General features: G+C 68.2%; 15 protein-coding genes and 2 pseudogenes. 11 read left to right on the top strand and 6 right to left on the bottom strand.

All coding sequences use genetic code 11. From position 1 onward, the window contains the following. Nucleotides 1–126: 126 nt before the first annotated feature. Entirely contained in the window at nucleotides 127–2,538 is a 2,412-nt protein-coding gene (locus A5652_RS19900) for a [protein-PII] uridylyltransferase (protein WP_067355458.1), read from the top strand. Here the strand turns inward: A5652_RS19900 and A5652_RS27780 are convergent. The 3 genes from A5652_RS27780 to A5652_RS19890 all read right to left on the bottom strand — a co-directional run bounded on the left by A5652_RS27780 (nucleotide 2,535) and on the right by A5652_RS19890 (nucleotide 5,366). Further along, the gene (locus tag A5652_RS27780) at nucleotides 2,535–2,699 is read right to left on the bottom strand and encodes a hypothetical protein (protein ID WP_156745443.1); all 165 of its coding nucleotides are present in this window, start codon (nucleotides 2,697–2,699) and stop codon (nucleotides 2,535–2,537) included. The two genes, A5652_RS19900 and A5652_RS27780, sit on opposite strands and share 4 nt — an antisense overlap. A gap of 4 nt (nucleotides 2,700–2,703) precedes the next feature. Further along, on the bottom strand, nucleotides 2,704–4,461 hold the full coding sequence (locus tag A5652_RS19895; protein ID WP_369805835.1) for a DEAD/DEAH box helicase: 1,758 nt from the start codon (nucleotides 4,459–4,461) through the stop codon (nucleotides 2,704–2,706). A 107-nt stretch (nucleotides 4,462–4,568) separates the two neighbouring features. After that, complete coding sequence (locus tag A5652_RS19890) at nucleotides 4,569–5,366, bottom strand: alpha/beta hydrolase (protein WP_067355453.1); 798 nt, start codon at nucleotides 5,364–5,366, stop codon at nucleotides 4,569–4,571. Nucleotides 5,367–5,502: 136 nt separating this feature from the next. Between A5652_RS19890 and ffh the strand changes: the two genes are divergently transcribed. The 4 genes from ffh to A5652_RS19870 all read left to right on the top strand — a co-directional run bounded on the left by ffh (nucleotide 5,503) and on the right by A5652_RS19870 (nucleotide 10,758). Next, nucleotides 5,503–7,068, top strand: coding sequence for a signal recognition particle protein (gene ffh, locus A5652_RS19885; protein ID WP_067355450.1), 1,566 nt, complete (start codon nucleotides 5,503–5,505; stop codon nucleotides 7,066–7,068). A gap of 13 nt (nucleotides 7,069–7,081) precedes the next feature. Continuing rightward, nucleotides 7,082–8,158: an amidohydrolase family protein gene (locus A5652_RS19880; RefSeq protein ID WP_156745444.1), complete on the top strand. Its 1,077-nt coding sequence runs from the start codon at nucleotides 7,082–7,084 to the stop codon at nucleotides 8,156–8,158. A gap of 187 nt (nucleotides 8,159–8,345) precedes the next feature. After that, nucleotides 8,346–10,154, top strand: coding sequence for an amidohydrolase family protein (locus A5652_RS19875; RefSeq protein WP_067355444.1), 1,809 nt, complete (start codon nucleotides 8,346–8,348; stop codon nucleotides 10,152–10,154). A 1-nt stretch (nucleotide 10,155) separates the two neighbouring features. Further along, on the top strand, nucleotides 10,156–10,758 hold the full coding sequence (locus tag A5652_RS19870) for a TetR/AcrR family transcriptional regulator (RefSeq protein ID WP_067355441.1): 603 nt from the start codon (nucleotides 10,156–10,158) through the stop codon (nucleotides 10,756–10,758). 7 nt (nucleotides 10,759–10,765) lie between these two features. Here A5652_RS19870 and A5652_RS19865 read toward each other — a convergent pair whose 3' ends face one another. Further along, nucleotides 10,766–11,647 (bottom strand): D-alanyl-D-alanine carboxypeptidase family protein, encoded by an 882-nt coding sequence (locus A5652_RS19865; protein WP_067355438.1) that lies wholly within the window; start codon nucleotides 11,645–11,647, stop codon nucleotides 10,766–10,768. A gap of 56 nt (nucleotides 11,648–11,703) precedes the next feature. Continuing rightward, a complete protein-coding gene (locus A5652_RS19860; protein ID WP_067355434.1) occupies nucleotides 11,704–13,500 on the bottom strand; it encodes an amidohydrolase family protein in 1,797 nt (598 codons plus the stop codon). Nucleotides 13,501–13,600: 100 nt separating this feature from the next. Between A5652_RS19860 and A5652_RS19855 the strand changes: the two genes are divergently transcribed. The 6 genes and pseudogenes from A5652_RS19855 to A5652_RS27035 form a co-directional block, all read left to right on the top strand. Continuing rightward, entirely contained in the window at nucleotides 13,601–14,620 is a 1,020-nt protein-coding gene (locus tag A5652_RS19855; RefSeq protein ID WP_067355430.1) for an AraC family transcriptional regulator, read from the top strand. Nucleotides 14,621–14,660: 40 nt separating this feature from the next. Then, on the top strand, nucleotides 14,661–15,080 hold the full coding sequence (locus A5652_RS19850; protein WP_067355426.1) for a nuclear transport factor 2 family protein: 420 nt from the start codon (nucleotides 14,661–14,663) through the stop codon (nucleotides 15,078–15,080). A 263-nt stretch (nucleotides 15,081–15,343) separates the two neighbouring features. Next, a complete protein-coding gene (gene rpsP / locus A5652_RS19845; RefSeq protein ID WP_067355423.1) occupies nucleotides 15,344–15,868 on the top strand; it encodes a 30S ribosomal protein S16 in 525 nt (174 codons plus the stop codon). A gap of 8 nt (nucleotides 15,869–15,876) precedes the next feature. Continuing rightward, the gene (locus A5652_RS19840) at nucleotides 15,877–16,119 is read left to right on the top strand and encodes an RNA-binding protein (RefSeq protein ID WP_003878715.1); all 243 of its coding nucleotides are present in this window, start codon (nucleotides 15,877–15,879) and stop codon (nucleotides 16,117–16,119) included. 24 nt (nucleotides 16,120–16,143) lie between these two features. Then, a complete protein-coding gene (gene rimM / locus A5652_RS19835; RefSeq protein WP_067355420.1) occupies nucleotides 16,144–16,680 on the top strand; it encodes a ribosome maturation factor RimM in 537 nt (178 codons plus the stop codon). Between the two features lie 15 nt (nucleotides 16,681–16,695). Then, a pseudogene (locus A5652_RS27035) lies at nucleotides 16,696–16,950 on the top strand (tRNA (guanosine(37)-N1)-methyltransferase TrmD); the annotation flags it as partial. Between the two features lie 5 nt (nucleotides 16,951–16,955). Here A5652_RS27035 and A5652_RS29245 read toward each other — a convergent pair. Next, a pseudogene (locus A5652_RS29245) lies at nucleotides 16,956–17,018 on the bottom strand (hypothetical protein); the annotation flags it as partial. Nucleotides 17,019–17,065 lie beyond the last annotated feature (47 nt).

Below are 17,065 nucleotides of genomic sequence, written 5' to 3'. Positions count from 1 at the left end.
CCGATGCGCTATGACATCCGCTGTCAATTGCTGATTCGACCCGGGCGGCCCGGGAGGGCATGAGCCCGAACGACCCCGACTCGTCCGGGCAGCTAGCTGGGACAGCAGGCGCCGCGAAGCAGCCAAATCGACTGCCCCGCTGGCGCCTTCTGTCCCAGCAAGCTGCACGCCGCCGAACTGCGGCACGCCTGGCTGGACTTGCATGAATCCTGGTTGATGGCCAAGGCGGACGAGATCGGGATCACCGACGACAGTGGTTTCGCGATCGTCGGGATCGGCGGACTGGGCCGCCACGAGCTGTTGCCGTATTCCGACCTCGACCTGATGCTGTTGCACGACAACAAATCCGACGACGTGCTGGGCACAGTGGCCGACAAGTTGTGGTATCCCCTGTGGGACGCCAACGTTCGGCTCGACCACAGCGTGCGGACGGTTTCCGGGGCCCTCGGTGTCGCCAATGCCGACATGATCGCGGCGCTGGGCATGCTGGATGCCCGCCACATCGCCGGCGACGCCCGGCTGTCCGACGAATTGATCGCCGGCGCACGTCGGCAGTGGCGCAGCGCAATTCGCTCCCGCATGAACGAGCTCGTCGAAATGACGCAGACCCGCTGGGAACGGTGCGGACGGATCGCGCAGCGCGCCGAGCCGGACCTGAAGTCGGGATGCGGCGGCCTTCGCGACGTGCAACTGCTCGACGCCCTTGGTGTTGCCCAGCTGATCGACCGCCACGGCATGGCGCGTCCGGAATCACCCGGCGGTTCACTCGACGATGCCCACCTGACGCTGCTCGACGTGCGCACCGAGCTGCACCGGGTGTCGGGACGCGGCCGCGACCAGGTGCAGGCCCAATACGCCGACGAGATCAGCGCGGCCCTACACATCGGAGACCGATTTGACTTGGCGCGCAAGCTATCCGATGCCGGGCGCACCATCGCCTACCATACCGAGACTGGCATTCGGACGGCCGAGAATGCGCTGCCGCGGCGCGGGATGACGGCCCTGGTTCGGCGGCCCAAGCGCCGCCCGCTGGACGAGGGTGTCGTCGAATATGCCGGCGAGATCGTCCTTGCCCGCGACGCACACCCGGATACCGACGTCGGTTTGGTGCTGCGGGTGGCCGCCGCGTCGGCCGATACCGGGTTGCCGATCGGCGCCGCCACGCTGAGCCGGCTGGCCGCCAGCGCGCCAGAGATGCCGGTGCCATGGCCGCGAGAGTCGTTGGACGACTTTCTCATTGTGCTGTCCGCCGGGACGACCACGGTGGCGACGATCGAGGCGCTCGACCGCACCGGGCTGTGGGGCCGGCTGCTGCCCGAATGGGACGCCATCCGCGACCTGCCGCCCCGCGACGTCGCGCACAAATGGACGGTGGACCGCCACGTCATCGAAACCGCCGTCAACGCCGCACCGCTGTCCACCCGGGTGGCGCGGCCCGACCTGCTCGCGTTGGGCGCACTGCTGCACGACATCGGCAAAGGTCGCGGCGTCGACCACAGCGTGCTGGGCGCGGGCCTGGCGCTCGAGATCGGGCCCAGGTTGGGCATCTCGTCGGCCGAGACCGAGCTGCTCGCCCAGCTGGTTCGCCACCACCTTTTGCTGCCGATGGTGGCCACCCGCAGCGACCTCAACGACCCCAACACCATTGAACGCGTGGTGAAAGCGCTGAGCGGGGACGCGCTGCTGCTCGAAGTCCTGCATGCGCTGACCGAGGCGGATTCGAAGGCCACCGGCCCCGGGGTGTGGAGCGAGTGGAAGGCGTCGCTGATCGAGGACCTGGTCCGGCGCTGCCGGCTGGTGATGGCGGGGGAGCCGCTGCCAGAAGCGAAACCCGCTGCGCCGCAATATCTATCGCTGGTCGCCGATCGCGGCGTTCATGTGGACATCAAGCCAAGCGGCGGCGAGCGTCTGGACGTAGTGATGGCCGCGCCGGATCAGCGGGGGCTGGTATCAAAGGCGGCCGCTGTGCTGGCGCTGAACTCGCTGCGCATCCATTCGGCGTCGGCCAGCACCCACGAGGGCTTCGCGATCGTCGAATTCGTGGTGTCGCCGCTGTTCGGCTCACCGCCGGAAGCGGGCCTGTTGCGCCAGCAGTTCACCGGCGCGCTAGCCGGCGACGTCGACGTGTTGGGGGCGCTGGAAAAGCGCGACAGCGATGCCATCAGCGCGGCCGCCGGCCGGGCCGGCGAGGTCCAGATCGGGGTGCCCGTCACGCGATCGACCGCGCCGCCCCGCATCCTGTGGGTTGACTCGGCCTCACCCGACCAGTTGATCGTCGAGGTCCGCGCCATGGACCGACTCGGGTTGCTCGCGCTGCTGACCCGCGCGCTGGAGCTGGCGGGCACCGACATCGTCTGGGCAAAGGTCAACACCTTCGGGTCGACGGCGGCGGACGTCTTCTGCGTGACGGTGCCGGCAGAAGTGGCCGACGCGGCCGCCGGCGCCGAGCACGGTGCGCGCGACGGGGTGGAGCAGAGCCTGCTGGCCGTGTTGGGCGGCCCGGCGGTCGAGGTGCTCGAGGAACCCGTCGGCGACTAGGGCTGAACGACGGCGACCCGCTTCGCGCGGCTCGCCGCGCTCGCGATCGCCGCGAGGCTGACGGCGGCGACCCGCTTCGCCGCGCTCGCGATCGCCGCGAGGCTGACGGCGGCGACCCGCTTCGCCCGGCTCGCCGCGCTCGCGATCGCCGCAGGCCGCACCAGCTCACGAATGCTCGGCGTTGAGCTGGCGCACGGCGTCGATGCGCGCGCGCAGCTGTTCGCGGCTCGCCGCAGCGATCGGGGGGCCACCGCAGCGGCGGCGCAGTTCGCTGTGGATCCAGCCGTGCGGCTTGCCGGTTCGGTGATGGGCGATCGAGACGAGGGTGTTCAGCTCGCGGCGCAACTCCCGAAGCTGCCCGTGCACGGTGGCCGGAGGGGTGCCGACGGCCGCAAGCGCGCCGCCTTCCTTCTGCAATTGGGCGCGCCTCTGCAGCTGTTCGTCCTGACGCTGGTGCAGAAGCGTGCGCATCTGATCGGCATCGAGCAGCCCCGGGATGCCGAGGTAGTCCGCCTCCTCGTCGCTGCCGGCCGGAGCGGCGGTGCCGAACGACGATCCGTCGAAGATGAGCTGATCGAGTTCGGCGTCGGCGCCCAACGAGGTGAACCCCTTGTCGAGGTCGCTCTTCTCGTCCTGCGTCTTGGTGGCGGGATCGCTTTCGAGCGGGTCGCTCTCGGAGACGCGATGCGGCTCGCCGAGCACGTGGTTGCGCTGAGCCTCCAGCTCACTGGCCAGCTGCAGCAGGTTCGGCACCGACGGCACGAAGATGCTCGCGATTTCGCCAGGGCGACGCGACCGCACGAACCGGCCGACGGCCTGCGCGAAGAACAGGGGCGTGGAGGCGCTGGTGGCGTAGATCCCGACCGACAACCGCGGCACGTCGACACCTTCGGAGACCATGCGCACCGCGACCAGCCAGCGGCCGGTGCCCGCGGCGAATTCGCTGATCCGCGCCGACGACCCGCGGTCGTCGGAGAGCACCAGCGTGGGCGTCTCGTCGGTCAGCTTCGTCAGCAGGACGGCATAGGCGCGCGCGGCGGTCTGATCCGAGGCGATGATCATTCCGCCGGCATCGGGTATGTGCGTGCGTAATTGGCGCAGCCGCAGATCCGCTGCGGTGATCACCGCGGGCATCCATTCGCCGGCGGGATCTAGCGCCGTGCGCCAGGCGCGCGCGGTCTGCTCGGCCGACAGCGGCTCGCCGAGGCGGGCCGCGTGCTCCTCGCCGGCGCTGTCGCGCCACCGAGCCTCCCCGGAGTAGGCGAGGAACACCACCGGACGGACCACGCCGTCGGCGAGGGCATCGGTGTAGCCGTAAGTGTGGTCGGCCTGCGAACGACGTATGCCGTCCGGACCGGCCTCGTAGGTCACGAACGGGATGGGACTGTCGTCGCTACGAAATGGCGTCCCGGTCAGGGCGAGCCGACGGGTGGCGTCGCCGAAGGCTTCGCGGATGGCGTCGCCCCACGTTTTGGCGTCGCCGCCGTGGTGTATCTCGTCGAAGATCACCAGGGTCTTGCGTTGCTCGGTGCGCACCCGGTGCAAGGTCGGATGCGCGGCGACCTGCGCGTAGGTGACCATCACGCCGTGATACTCCGGGGCGATGCGCGGGTTGCTGTTGGAGAACCTCGGGTCCAGGGCCAGGCCGTAGCGCTGCGCGGCCTGCGCCCACTGCACCTTCAGGTGCTCGGTGGGCACCACGACGGTGACGTGCTCGACGGCCCGTTGACCGAGCAGTTCGGCCGCCACTCGCAGGGCGAAGGTCGTTTTCCCCGAGCCCGGCGTGGCCACCGCCAGGAAATCCCGCGGCCGGCCCGCGAGGTACTTCACCAGCGCCCTGCGCTGCCAGCCGCGCAGCACACCGGTACCACTGGTGTCGCTGGGATCGCTGTCGGCCCGCGCCTGGATGTCGCCGAGCGGCATCGACACAGGCCCCCCGTTCATTGCTCGTCGACGCGGCTGACTCGATTGAGTCGCGGCTGTGAAATCTAGCACGCCAACGCTTTTCGGCGCAGTAACGACTCGACTGGCTATCGTGCCGGGCTCACCGTTTCGCGGGTCTGCAGCCATTCGTGGATACGTCCGGCAACGTCGGCCCAGCCCGGTTCGAGCATCATGTTGTGGCCCATGGAAAAGAATTCCGGCTTGGTTCGGTAGGCGCGCGCGGTGGCGCGCACCGCGGCCATGCTGACGAAGCCGTCGTGCGTGGCGCCGAGCACCAGGACCGGCGTCGTCACGCGCCGGGTTTTCACCCGGCGGAACATCGGGTCGGTCATCGCCGCGCGGATGCTTTCCGGGCCTGCGCGGTGCCGGCAGGATTCGACGATGTCCTCGGGCGTGTCCGCGCAGAAGAGGTATTCGCGCGCCAGCGCCGGGGTGGCCAGGAATTTCAGCAGTGTCGGGTCGTTCCAGGATTCGATCGTCATGGTCGGCCGGCGGCGCCAAACGCGCAGCGATGTCCCGAGCACCCCCGACGGCGGCAGCGAGCCCACCAGAACGGCGGCCGCGGCGGTTCGGTCCTCGAGGTAGCGCTGAATCGTGTAGCCGCCCAGGGAGTGGCCGATGAGCACTGGCGAGCCGCCCAGGTCGTCGGCAACCGCGCGGACGTCGTCGATGTAGTCGGCGATCGACACCTTGGGCAGCGGCTTGTCGGTGGGGCTGGTGCCATGCCCGCGCAGGCTCATCGCGACCGCGCGGTAGCCGGCGTCGGCGAAATAGTCCAGGAAACCGTCGTCCCAGCACCAAGCGCCATGCCAGCCGCCGTGCACGAAGAGCAGGGGCACGGGATGCGCTTCGCTGCAGGACCCCTTGTCGATCACCTCGAGCACTTGACCATTCAAACCCGCTCGCCGTCCCCGCGAGACTGAAATTACGAACATCGTTCTCGGCGTGTCGTGTGCATAGTTTCAGTGTCGCGGTCGGCGACGGTGAGTCCGCCCCACCGGGCTCCACTAGGCTGGCGGGGTGTTTGAATCGCTGTCCGACCGATTGACCGGTGCCCTGGCTGGGCTACGCGGCAAGGGTCGATTGACCGACGCTGATATCGAGGCCACTACTCGCGAAATCCGGCTGGCGCTGCTTGAAGCCGATGTGTCGCTGCCCGTGGTGCGCGCCTTCGTCACCCGGATCAAGGACCGCGCCAAGGGCGCCGAGGTCTCCGGTGCCCTCAATCCGGCGCAGCAGGTCGTCAAGATCGTCAACGAAGAACTCATCGGCATCCTGGGTGGGGAGACCCGTCAGCTGGCCTTCGCCAAGACCCCGCCGACCGTGGTGATGCTCGCCGGTCTGCAGGGTTCCGGAAAGACGTCGCTGGCCGGCAAGCTGGCCGCCTGGCTGCGCGGACAGGGGCACACCCCGCTGCTGGTGGCGTGCGACCTACAGCGCCCGGCCGCGGTCAACCAGCTGCAGGTGGTCGGTGAGCGCGCCGGGGTACCGGTCTTCGCGCCGCATCCTGGCGCTTCCCCCGAATCTGGGCCCGGCGACCCGGTCGCCGTTGCCGCGGCCGGACTCGCCGAGGCGCAGGCCAAGCATTTCGACGTCGTCATCGTCGACACCGCAGGCCGGCTCGGGATCGACGACGAGCTGATGGCTCAGGCCGCGGCGATCCGCGACGCGATCAATCCCGACGAAGTCCTGTTCGTGCTGGACGCGATGATCGGTCAGGACGCCGTCACCACTGCGGACGCGTTCCGCGAGGGCGTCGGCTTCACCGGTGTGGTGCTGACCAAACTCGACGGTGACGCCCGCGGCGGCGCGGCGCTCTCGGTCCGCGAGGTGACCGGCGTCCCAATCCTTTTCGCCTCCACCGGCGAGAAGCTGGAGGACTTCGACGTCTTCCACCCCGACCGGATGTCGAGCCGCATCCTGGGCATGGGCGACGTGCTGAGCCTGATCGAGCAGGCCGAGCAGGTTTTCGACGCCGAGCAGGCCGAGGCCGCCGCCGTCAAGATCGGCACCGGCGAGCTCACGCTCGAGGACTTCCTGGAACAGATGCTGGCCATCCGCAAGATGGGCCCGATCGGGAACCTGCTGGGCATGCTGCCCGGCGCGGGCCAGATGAAGGACGCGCTGGCCCAGGTCGACGACAGCCAGCTCGACCGCCTGCAGGCCATCATTCGCGGCATGACGCCCGCGGAGCGGGCCGATCCGAAGATCATCAACGCGTCGCGCCGGCTGCGCATCGCCAACGGCTCGGGCGTCACGGTGTCCGAGGTCAACCAGCTGGTGGACCGCTTCTTCGAGGCCCGCAAGATGATGTCGTCGATGCTCGGCGGGATGGGGATCCCCGGTCTGGGCCGCAAGTCGGCGACGCGAAAGTCCAAGGGGGCGAAGGGCAAGGCCGGCAAAAAGGGCAAGAAGGGTGGACGCGGTCCGACGCCGCCGAAGGCCCGCAACCCGCTGGGCGCCGGGATGCCGGCCGGATTCCCCGACCTGTCCCAGATGCCCGAAGGCCTCAACGAGCTGCCGCCCGGGTTGGCCGACTTCGATCTGTCCAAGCTGAAGTTCCCGGGCAACCCCGGAAGAAATTAGCCGCCCGGTGCGCATGCACGTGCGGGGTGTGGGGCTGCCCGACGAAACCGAGATCGAACTGTGGATCGTCGACGGCCGCATCAGCACCGAGCCTGTCGTCGGCGCCGACACCGTCTTCGACGGCGGCTGGATCGTGCCCGGTCTGGTCGACGCCCACTGCCACGTGGGCCTGGGTGATCACGGCGAGATCCCGCTGGACGACGCGATCGCCCAGGCCGAAATCGAACGCGAAGTCGGCGCGCTGCTGCTGCGGGACTGCGGGTCGCCCACGGACACCCGCAGCCTCGATGAGCGCGATGATCTGCCCCGAATCATCCGTGCCGGAAAGCATCTGGCCAGACCCAAGCGGTATGCCGCGGGCTTCTCGCGTGAGCTGGAAGACGAATGGCAACTGCCGCAGGCGGTGGCCGAGGAGGCCAAGCGCGGCGACGGCTGGATCAAGCTGGTCGGCGACTGGATCGACCGCAGCGTCGGCGATCTGGCCCCGTTGTGGTCCGACGACGTGCTCAAGGCCGCGATCGAGACCGCGCATGCCCACGGCGCCCGGGTCACCGCGCACGTCTTCAGTGAGGACGCGCTGCCCGGGCTGATCAGCGCCGGCATCGACTGCATCGAGCACGGCACCGGCCTGGACGACGACACCATCGAGTTGATGGTCGAGCATGGGACCGTCCTGGTTCCGACGCTGGTCAACATCGTGGAGAACTTCCCCGGGATCGCCGACGCGGCATCGAAGTATCCGGCGTACGCCGCGCACATGCGTGACCTGCATGCGCGTGGACTGTCCCGGATCGCGGCGGCCCGCGACGCGGGCGTGCCGATCTATGCCGGCAGCGACGCCGGCACGATGGTCGCGCCCGGCCGCATCGCCGACGAGGTCGAAGCGCTCAAGAGCATCGGGATGAGCCCAGCCGAGGCGCTGGGCGCGGCGTGCTGGGACGCGCGCCGCTGGCTCGGCAGGCCCGGCCTCGATCACGGGGCCTCGGCGGACTTGCTGTGCTACTCGAGCGACCCGTGCTCGGGCGTCGCCGTGTTGAACAGTCCCGATCTGATCATGCTGCGCGGCAACATCTTCCGGTCACCGGTCTAACCGCACACGGCGGGGTCAGCGCATGCCTTGCCCCGCCGCGCCGACATCAGCGCGATTGCGGCCCCGGCGCGCCTCGATGCCGCACACTGACCTCCGTCGCTGAATACCCGCGCGGTTCCGCCGGGAAAAGATTGCGAGTACTTGCTATCTATGTTAGTGTTCCGACATCACCGACCCGGAGGAAACCATGGCCTACGACGTCATCATTCGCGACGGATTGTGGTTCGACGGCACGGGCAGCGCACCCCTGACGCGCACGCTCGGTATCCGCGATGGCGTCGTGGCCACGGTCTCCTCGGAGCCGCTGGATGAGACCGGGTGCCCCGAGGTGATCGACGCGGCAGGCAAGTGGGTCGTGCCCGGCTTTCTCGACGTGCACACGCACTACGACGCCGAGGTGCTGCTGGATCCCGGGCTGCGCGAGTCGGTGCGCCACGGCGTCACCACGGTGCTGCTGGGCAACTGCTCTTTGTCGACGGTCTACGCCGATTCCCGGGACGCCGCCGACCTGTTCAGCCGGGTGGAGGCGGTGCCGCGCGAATACGTTTTCGGTGCGTTGGATTCCAACCGGACCTGGTCGACGGCCGCGGAGTACATCAAGGCGATCGACGCCCTGCCGCTGGGGCCCAATGTCGGTTCACTGCTTGGTCATTCGGACCTGCGGACCGCGGTGCTGGGACTGGATCGGGCCACCGACGCCACGGTGCGGCCCACCGAGGGCGAGCTGGAGAAGATGGCCGACCTGCTGGACGAGGCCCTCGGCGCCGGCGTCCTCGGCATGTCCGGGATGGACGCGCCCATCGACAAACTCGACGGCGAGAGGTTCCGCTCACGCGCCCTCCCGTCCACCTTCGCGACCTGGCGGGAACGGCGCAGGCTGATCAAGGTCCTGCGCAAGCGCGGCCGAATCCTGCAGAGCGCCCCCAACGTGGCGAAGCCGTCGACCGGAATGCTGTTCTTCCTGGCCAGTAGCCGGTTGTTCAACTGGGGCAAGGGCGTTCGGATGAGCATGCTGGTGTCCGCCGACGCCAAATCGATGCCGCTGTCGGTCTACGTGTTCGGCCCGGGGACTCGTCTGCTGAACAAGCTGCTCGGCGCCAGCGTGCGATTCCAGCACCTGCCGGTGCCGTTCGAGTTGTACTCCGACGGAATCGACCTGCCTGTCTTCGAGGAGTTCGGTGCCGGAACGGCCGCCCTGCACTTGCGAGACCAGTTGGAGCGCAACGCGTTACTGGCGGACAAGGAATACCGTCGCAAGTTCCGGCGCGAGTTCGACCGCGTCAAGCTCGGACCGTCACTGTGGCACCGCGACTTCCACGACGCGGTGATCGTCGAATGCCCGGACAAATCGTTGATCGGCAAGAGCTTTGGCGCGATCGCCGACGAGCGCAAGCTACACCCGCTCGACGCGTTTCTGGACGTGCTCGTCGAAAACGGTGAACGCAACGTCCGGTGGACCACCGTCGTCGCCAACCATCGCCCCAAGCTGCTGGACGCGCTCGCCAACGAAGGCAGCGTGCACATGGGCTTCTCGGATGCCGGAGCGCACCTGCGCAACATGGCGTTCTACAACTTCGGGTTGCGGATGCTCAAGCGCACCCGCGACGCCTACCGGGCCGGCGCGCCCTTCATGTCGATCGAGCGCGCGGTGCATCGGCTCACCGGTGAACTGGCGGAATGGTTCGGCGTCGACGCGGGCACGCTGCAACTGGGCGACCGTGCGGACTTCGTGGTGATCGATCCGGCCGGACTCAACGAATCCGTCGACGGCTACCACGAGGAGGCGGTGCCGTTCTACGGCGGCCTGCGGCGCATGGTCAACCGCAACGACGACGCCGTCATCGCCACCGGCGTGGGCGGCGTGGTCGTCTTCGGTGGAAGCCACTCCAAAGGCGAATTCCGGGACGGCTACGGGCAATCCGTGCGGTCGGGCCGCTACCTGCGGGCGGGCGAGCGGGCCCGCCGCGAGCGCGACGCGGTGAGAGTCACGGCCTGACATGGCCAGAACTCAGCAGCAGCGTCGCGAGGAGACCGTCGGGCGGCTCATCGACGCCTGCATCGCCACGATCATCGAGGTCGGCTACGCCAAGGCGTCGGCGGCGGTTATTGCCAAGCGGGCCGGGGTCTCGGTGGGTGCGCTGTTCCGGCACTTCGACACCATGGGCGATTTCATGGCCGCTACGGCCTCGGAGGTACTGCGCCGTCAGCTGGAGTCGTTCACCAAAGGAGTCGCCGAAATACCGGCCGACCGCCCGGCGCTGCAAGCGGTGCTGGAGATCCTGCGCGACATCACCAGCGGCCCGATCAACGCCGTGATCTACGAGCTGACGATTGCCGCGCGCACCGACGAAAAGCTCAGGGACACTTTGCAACACGAGCTCGCGCAGTACGCCGCGAAGATCGACGAGAACGCGCGGGCGCTGCCCGGCGCCGACGGCTTTCCCCCGGAAACCGTGCCAGTCGTGGCTGCGCTGATGCGCAATGTGTTCGACGGGGCCGCCGTGATCGAAGGGGTGTTGCCGCAGCCTGAGATTGCGGCGCAACGCATTCCAGTGCTGATGGCTCTGCTGACCGCGGCGCTGCCGGACGCCGACTCCTGACGAGAAGCTACAGCGAGCCGATACTGGACTGCGGGCTCTGCGCGAATCCCCAGTCGAACAGCGTCGCCGCCTGATCCCAGTACGTCGGGCCGCCCTGTTTGATCAGCCCGTACATCATGGCGATCACCAGCCGGCGGCCACCGCGTGCGGCGGCCCCGACGAAGGTCTTGCGGGCGGCGTCGGTGAAGCCGGTCTTGCCGCCGATCGCGCCGGGGTAGCGTTCCAACAGCTCGTCCTGGTTGGTAATCGGGTGGTCGCCGTTGTCGCCGGGGAACATCGCCGACGGCTCGGCGGTGATCTGCGCGAACACCGGGTTGGCCATCGCTGCGCGGAAGATGACCGCCAGGTCGTGCGCCGTCGACGCGCCCGAACCCCCCGGGCCGTCCAGACCGGACGGCGTGGCCGCGTGCGTGTTGGTGGCACCCAGTGAGGCCGCCTTGGCGTTCATCTTGGCGACGGCGACGTCCGGCCCGCCCAGCATGTGGGCCAGGGTGTTGGCGGCGTCGTTACCCGAGACCAGCAGCAGGCCGTCCAGGAGTTGGCGCGCGGTGTAGGTGCGGCCCGGTTTGATGCCGACGCAGTTGCACTCCACCTGGGTGTCGGCGACATCGGCGACAACGGTCGAGTCCAGGCTCACCGAATCCAGGACCACCTGCGCCAACAGCGTCTTGATGGTGCTGGCCGGCGGGTGCGCCACGTTCTGGTCGCGACCGGCCAGCACCTGACCGCTGTCGAGGTCGGCGATGATCCAGGTCTGCGCGGGACCGTCGGGAATGGGGATCGAGCCGACCGGCTGCGTGTTGTCGGCCCACGCGGTGGACATGGTGACGGTGGCGGTGCAGGTACCGAGCGCGAGCAGGGTAGCGGCTGTGGCCGTGAGCTTCCGCATGGCCGCAAAGTCTAACTTCCGTCTCTGTCCTAGACCGATGGTTCCCTGCACGTCGGCTACACGACAACAGCGACAGGTTCGGCCGCGGTCGGGGTGGTTGCCGGCGCGGGGGTGTTTGTGCGCAGGAAGCTGCCGGTGCGCTGCGTGCCCAGCACCTCGGTGGGCCGCCCGTCGAGGAACACCGGTTGTCCCGCGACCAGGACGGCGCTGACGGTGTCGTCGTTGCGGTTCACCATCCGCGACAATCCGCCGTACTGCTCGACCTTTGCCTCCGCGTAGCTGTCCAGCGAGTCATCGAGGTGTGCGGGGTCGACGATGACCAGGTCGGCGCGGTCGCCCATCCGCAGATGGCCGGCGTCGATTCGATACCAGTCGGCCAGTTCGCCGGTCAGCCGGTGCACCGCCTGCTCGATGGTCATGAACGGCTTGCCGGCCTTTTCGGCGTCGTGGACGTGGCGCAGCAGGCGCAGCCCGAAGTTGTAAAACGACATGTTGCGCAGGTGCGCCCCCGCGTCCGAAAAACCCATCTGGACGCCTGGTTCGCGGGCCAGCTTCTTGAGCAACTCGGGGCGGTGGTTGGAGATCGTGGTGCGCCACCGCAGGGCGGTTCCGTGCTCGACGACCAGGTCGAGGAACGCGTCGACGGGGTGCAGCCCGCCGCGGTCGATACCAACCTGCCCGAAGGACTTACCGATGACGGACGCGTCGGGGCATGCGACGATCTCGGCGTCGAAGAAATCCCGATGCCACACCCGCAGCCCGAACTTGGTGTCGTAGTCCTTCCGAAACCGCCGACGGTAGTCTTCGTCGCATAGCAGCTCGTTCCGTTGGGCCACTTGTTCTTTCAGATGCATTGCCGCCGCGCCGGAACCGAACTCCTCAAAGATCACCAGATCGATGCCGTCGGCATACACCTCGAACGGCACCGGCAGGTGCTGCCAGCGGAAGTCGCCGCCAAGCTTGTTGACGAGCCGGGCCGCCGGCCCCATCGTCGCGATCAGCCACGGGTTGGCCTTGATGTCGGCGGCTGAGAGCAGAGTGGTCTTCAGTCGCCTGCGACCGATGCCCAGCGACTGCATCGCCTGGGATGCGATGTTGAATGGGTTCTGAATGTCGGGACCCGCCTGCAAGACTCGCCCGTTGCGCCGCAGCAGTGACTTCAGCCGGCGCAGCTCCCGCGGCTTCGCATACGTGGACGGCAAGGTACGGGAACGGCAGGTCTCGCCGTCAAGTTTGTCGAAAAGCAGCTGCTGCGAAGACATTCCGACAAATCCGGCCCGCAGGGCCTCGGCCAGCATCTGCTCCATCCGCGACTGCTCGGCCCTGCTCGGCCGCAGCTGCTTGCGGGTGGCGCGGTCTAGACCCATCGTCGCGGCCCGCATGTCCGAATGACCAATGAAGGCAGCCACATTCGGGCCCAACGGCCGTGCCTCCAAGGCGGCGATGTACTCCTCGCAGTTACGCCACGTCTTGTACTGGTCAACCGTGCTGATAACGTGCTCGCGCGGAATGGCTTCGACCCGCGCGAACAGGTCGCCGGCGTCTTGCCCGTTGACGTGAACGGTCGATAAGGAACAGGACCCCACCATCACGGTCGTCACGCCGTGGCGCAGTGACTCCGACAGCGACGGAGCGGCCAGCACCTCGACGTCGTAGTGGGTGTGGATGTCGACCATGCCCGGCAGCACCCACTTGCCTCCGGCGTCGATCACCTGACCGCAGCCGGTCGCGTCGAGCGGACGCGGGCTGATGGCCGCCACGTGACCGTCCCGGACGCCGATGTCGCGGATCGCCGACGGCGCGCCGGTGCCGTCGAACCAGCGGCCGTTGCGGATCACGGTGTCGAAGCTCATGGGGGTTCCTTTGATCGGGTTGCCTCGTTGGCGCCCAGGATGCGGCCGCGACCGGCCCAGGGTCTTGACATTTGTTGACGATTTTTTGACATTCGTTGACATGTCGGTGGTGCGAGGAACGTCGCTGTCGGGCTATCCCCGCCTGGTCGCCGAACTAGGCGGCGACCCAATCGAGCTGCTGCGCGCCGCGGGCCTCCGGCCCGAAGACGTCGGCGAGCACGAGGTCTTTCTGCCCTACCGTGGCCTCATCGTGGCCGTCGAGACAGCCGGAGCAGCCACCCGCACCCCGGATTTCGGTCGGCGGCTGGCACTGCGCCAAGGCATCGAAATCCTTGGTCCGCTCGGGGTGGCCGCGCGCACCGCGCCCACGGTCGGCGACGCCTTCACGATCGTCGAAACTTTCTTGGCGGCCTACAGCCCGGCCATCTCCGCGCGCATAACGCCCGGTACCGACGCCGCACAGTCGTTCTATGCGTTCGAGGTGCTGATCGAGCGGCCACCCCCGCACCCACAGACCACCGAACTCTCCCTCGGGGTGTCGCTGGGTGTGTTGCGATTCCTGCTCGGCGCGCAGTACCAGCCCTTGAGCGTGCACCTTCCGCACCAGCCGCTTACCGCGACCGCCGACTATCTGACCTACTTCGGCTGCCGGCCGCGATTCGGGCGACCGACAGCCGGCTTCACCTTCCGCACCGCTGATCTGGCGCGCTCCCTCAACCAGGACGCACTTGCCCATCAAGCGGTCGTCCAGTACCTGAGCGGGATCACGACACACGAACCCGGCATGACGCAGTCGGTGCGCGCGATGGTCCGTCAACTGCTGCCCACCGGCACCGCCAGCCTCGAGCTGATCGCCGCCCAGTTCGACTTGCACCCCAGGGCATTGCACCGTCGCCTGTCCGCGGAGCACACCACCTTCGGCAAGCTCATCGATGCCGTGCGCCGCGAAACGGCCGAACACTACCTACGCGACACCGACATGAGCCTGTCGCACCTCACCCGAGAACTCGGTTACGCCGAGCAGAGCGTGCTCAGCCGGTCGTGTCGACGGTGGTTCGGCTACGGTCCCGGCAGCTACCGCAGGGCGGCCCGCTCTGGCTCGCCCCGTCAGTACCGCTAGCGCGCCGCGCCACGCGGCCGGATCGTGTTCAATCGACGGCATGTTGAGCCTGGCCGAAATCTCCGACCGCCTCGAGATCCAGCAGCTTCTGGTGGATTACTCCACCGCGATCGACAACCGGCGATTCGACGACCTGGACAGGGTATTCACGCCCGACGCCTACATCGACTACACCGCGCTGGGCGGCATCGAGGGCAACTACCCCGAGGTGAAGAAATGGCTGTCCGAGGTGCTGCCCAACTTCCCGGTGTACGCGCACATGCTGGGCAACTTCTCGGTCCGGATCGACGGAGACAAGGCCTCGTCGCGGGTAATCTGCTTCAACCCGATGGTGCTGGGCGGCGACAAGGACCAGGTGCTGTTCTGCGGACTCTGGTACGACGACGAGTTCGTGCGTACGCCCGACGGCTGGCGCATGACGCGGCGGGCGGAGACCAAGGTCTTCCAGAAAGTGATGTGAGGCGCGGCTCGCGACGTCGAGATTGCCGTGAGGGCTGTGCCTGGCGACCAGATCACGACCATGACGGCAATCTGGGCGCGGTGATGTGATCCCGCCAGCGGGCGAATTTCTGATCGTCGCCCCCGGTCTGGCACAATGGGCGGCTGTCCGCCGAGCGATTACGCATCGCCGACCGGTCATACACGCGAGGCAAAACCGGATCCGGGCATCGGGCCCCGATCGCTGAATTGCAGCGTGACACACACAGGAGAAATCGCTTAACCATGGCTGTGAAGATCAAGCTCACCCGGCTTGGCAAGATCCGCAATCCCCAGTACCGCATCTCCGTGGCCGACGCGCGCACCCGTCGCGACGGCCGCTCCATCGAGGTCATCGGCCGCTACCACCCGAAGGAAGAACCGAGCCTCATCGAGATCGACTCCGAGCGCGCCCAGTACTGGTTGTCCGTGGGTGCGCAGCCCACCGAGCCCGTCCGCAAACTGCTGCAGATCACCGGCGACTGGCAGAAGTTCAAGGGCCTTCCGGGCGCCGAGGGCCGCTTGAAGGTCGCCCCGGCCAAGCCCAGCAAGCTGGAGCTGTTCAACGCCGCGCTGGCCGAGGCCGACGGCGGACCAAGCACCGAGGCCGCGAAGCCGAAGAAGAAGGCCCCGGCCAAGAAGGCCGCGAAGGCGGCGGAGGAGTCTCCCGCGCCCGAGGCCGCGGCCGAGGCCCCCGCGGCGACCGCCGCCCCTGAGGCCGCGGCGCCCGCCGAGGGCGGCGAGCAGGCCGAGCCGACCACCGAAAGCTGACCGCCGCGATGAGTACGGTTGTCGTTGACGCTGTTGAGCACCTGGTCCGCGGGATTGTCGACAACCCCGACGACGTCCGGGTGGACATGGTGACCAGCCGCCGGGGGCGGACCGTCGAGGTCCACGTCCACCCCGACGACTTGGGCAAGGTGATCGGCCGCGGAGGTCGTACCGCGACCGCTCTGCGCACGCTGGTCGCCGGGATCGGCGGTCGCGGCATCCGCGTCGACGTGGTGGACACCGACCAGTAGGCCAGCGCTGCTCATGGAACTCCCTTGGAGTTGACCGTCGGGCGCGTGGTGAAAGCCCACGGCATCAGCGGCGAGCTGGTGGTGGAGATCCGCACTGACGATCCCGCCGCCCGATTCTCGCCGGGTAACACGTTGCGCGGCAAGCCGTCTCGCGGCGGCGCGGAACGCAGCTGTGTCGTCGAAAGCGTGCGCGAGCACGGCGGTCGGCTGCTGGTGCGCCTGGTCGGCGTCACCGACCGTGATGCCGCCGACGCGCTGCGCGGCACCCTGTTCGTCGTCGATTCCGAGGACTTGCCCGACATCGACGAGGCGGACACCTACTACGACCATCAGCTCGAAGGCCTGCGCGTGCGCACCACCGCGGGCCACGAGGTCGGCGTCGTGGCCGAGGTGTTGCACACCGCGGCGGGTGAGCTGTTGGCGGTGCGGCGCGAGGCGGGCGAGGCCGGCGATGAGAAGCGGGAAGTGTTGGTGCCGTTCGTGACTGCGATCGTCACAGCGGTGTCGCTGGATGACGGAACCGTCGAGATCGACCCGCCCGAAGGCCTGCTGGACCTGTAACGGGGGATCTTCGGTATGAGAATCGACGTCGTCACGATCTTTCCGGACTATCTGGATCCGCTGCGGCAATCGTTGCCGGGCAAGGCGATTCAGTCCGGCCTGGTCGATCTGCAGGTGCACGACCTGCGGCGCTGGACGTATGACGTGCACCGCTCGGTCGACGATTCGCCCTACGGCGGTGGCCCGGGGATGGTGATGAAGGCGCCGGTGTGGGGTGAGGCGCTCCAGCGCGCGGCCGTCGCCTGCGTGAACAATCGGCCTGCCGGGGTGGGAACAATCAAAAGCGTTTCCGCAGAGGCGATTTCGTCGAGCGCCTCACCCCACACCGGCGCCTTCATCACCATCCCCGGGCCACCGCCGTAGGGCGAATCGTCGACCGAGCGGT

The sequence above is a fragment of the Mycobacterium sp. 1165178.9 genome (assembly GCF_001673555.1).
Taxonomy (GTDB): Bacteria; Actinomycetota; Actinomycetes; order Mycobacteriales; family Mycobacteriaceae; genus Mycobacterium.
Note: the sequence above shows the minus strand (reverse complement) of the source record. Positions and strands in the feature narration are given on the sequence as shown.

Coding starts and splice junctions, on each gene's coding strand:
- A5652_RS19895 (WP_369805835.1), bottom strand. CDS start 4,461: ATGCCGCTCGGCGACATCCAGGCGCGGGCCGACAGCGATCCCAGCGAC.
- A5652_RS19880 (WP_156745444.1), top strand. CDS start 7,082: ATGCACGTGCGGGGTGTGGGGCTGCCCGACGAAACCGAGATCGAACTG.
- A5652_RS19875 (WP_067355444.1), top strand. CDS start 8,346: ATGGCCTACGACGTCATCATTCGCGACGGATTGTGGTTCGACGGCACG.
- A5652_RS19870 (WP_067355441.1), top strand. CDS start 10,156: ATGGCCAGAACTCAGCAGCAGCGTCGCGAGGAGACCGTCGGGCGGCTC.
- A5652_RS19865 (WP_067355438.1), bottom strand. CDS start 11,647: ATGCGGAAGCTCACGGCCACAGCCGCTACCCTGCTCGCGCTCGGTACC.
- A5652_RS19860 (WP_067355434.1), bottom strand. CDS start 13,500: ATGAGCTTCGACACCGTGATCCGCAACGGCCGCTGGTTCGACGGCACC.
- A5652_RS19855 (WP_067355430.1), top strand. CDS start 13,601: ATGTCGGTGGTGCGAGGAACGTCGCTGTCGGGCTATCCCCGCCTGGTC.
- A5652_RS19850 (WP_067355426.1), top strand. CDS start 14,661: ATGTTGAGCCTGGCCGAAATCTCCGACCGCCTCGAGATCCAGCAGCTT.
- rpsP (WP_067355423.1), top strand. CDS start 15,344: ATGGCTGTGAAGATCAAGCTCACCCGGCTTGGCAAGATCCGCAATCCC.
- A5652_RS19840 (WP_003878715.1), top strand. CDS start 15,877: ATGAGTACGGTTGTCGTTGACGCTGTTGAGCACCTGGTCCGCGGGATT.